The sequence below is a fragment of the Rhizobium sp. Leaf311 genome, assembly GCF_001423445.1.
Lineage (GTDB): Bacteria > Pseudomonadota > Alphaproteobacteria > Rhizobiales > Rhizobiaceae > Agrobacterium.
The window spans coordinates 290,954-291,702 of sequence record NZ_LMNZ01000001.1 but is presented as its reverse complement, the minus strand read 5'-3'; the positions used below and the strand labels follow the sequence as shown (position 1 = coordinate 291,702).

The 749-nt window shown below is 58.2% G+C and carries 1 protein-coding gene; it reads left to right on the top strand.

The genetic code is table 11. The annotated features are described in order from the left end of the window. Nucleotides 1-214 precede the first annotated feature (214 nt). Entirely contained in the window at nt 215-502 is a 288-nt protein-coding gene (locus ASF69_RS01280; protein ID WP_062584539.1) for a hypothetical protein, read from the top strand. Nucleotides 503-749: the final 247 nt, after the last annotated feature.

The following is a 749-nucleotide window of genomic DNA, read 5'->3' as shown; positions in this document are numbered from 1 at the left end:
ATTGTGACTATAAGCTCTCCTGCTACCTCTATGGCTGGGGAGGCCCTGACGTATGTCCAAGGCTAACGCCTAAAGGTCAGGGTGGTCGTTCTTAAGCGGCTTACGAACTCCCCGGCCACCAGGGGCCCGTTTCCTCCGGTGGTCGCTTCCGTTTCGACAGGAACCTCGGCCTGCGGCGCTTTTCCGCGCATAGCCGTTGCAATGGGGAAATGCGATGGAAAATTACAGCATCTGGGCCGATCTTCTGCACACATTCCGCATGATGTCGGATGGGGTAAAGATTTCGCTGATCTACATGCCCTGCGTCTTCGCCCTCGGCTTCGCGGGACTTTACTTGCACCACCTGCGCCGGGCCAAAAAAGCAGAGTCACCGGATTCGAAGCCCTACATGATCCTGCCACCAGACAAGCTCTTGCGGCGTGAGCCCGAGGATGCGCGCGCCAGAGCCCTACGCAAATTGGACGCCTACATCGCCGCCGCAGACCGCCCTCGCAAGGAATAAGCACGGACGGCGTTTGCAACAGAGCAGAGCAGATTAGATTAGATTGGATCGGATCGGATCGGAGCGGACTGAATTGAATTGAATTGAATTAGATCGGACCCGCACCGCAGACGCGCACCGCAACCCCACCCACCGCCACACACCACCGTCACCCCGGACTTGATCCGGGGCCCAGCGATCCGACGTCTGTCGGATCAAAAGACCCTCTTTAGCCAAAAAACGACATCCGTCCGGTCACGAGACTCCC